Annotated in this window: 1 protein-coding gene; it reads left to right on the top strand. The window is 64.6% G+C overall.

Going from position 1 to position 376, the window contains the following annotated elements:
* A partial coding sequence (locus tag AB4Y92_RS26500; protein WP_441822331.1) for a CorA family divalent cation transporter occupies nt 1-376 on the top strand: 376 nt, incomplete at both ends.

The raw sequence follows: 376 nt of genomic DNA, 5'->3' as shown, positions 1-376 counted from the left end.
ATCGTGGCCCGCACGGCGCACCTGGAGGATGACCAGATCGCCTATGGCGAAACGGCGATCTTCGTTGGCAAGCACCACATCATCACGGTTCGCCACGGCTCCGCACGGGCCCATACCGAGCTGCGCAGCCAACTCGAGGCCGCAACCGCGCAGATGCGCTACGGCGTCGATTACGTCCTGCACGGCGTGCTGGACTTCATCGTCGACGGCTATTTCCCGATTGTGGAGACGATCGAGGAGGATGTCCTGGAGATGGAGCGGGAGATGCTCGCCAGCGAGTTCGGCCGGGTCGATGTGCCGCGCATCTTCGGACTGCGCCGCCAGCTCATCCGCTTCCAGCGGGTGCTCGGTCCGATGTCCGAACTCTGCCGCAAGC

This window comes from Lysobacter sp. TAB13 (assembly GCF_052113885.1).
Taxonomy (GTDB): domain Bacteria; phylum Pseudomonadota; class Gammaproteobacteria; order Xanthomonadales; family Xanthomonadaceae; genus Lysobacter; species Lysobacter gummosus.
This window is presented reverse-complemented; position numbering and strand designations above follow the sequence as displayed.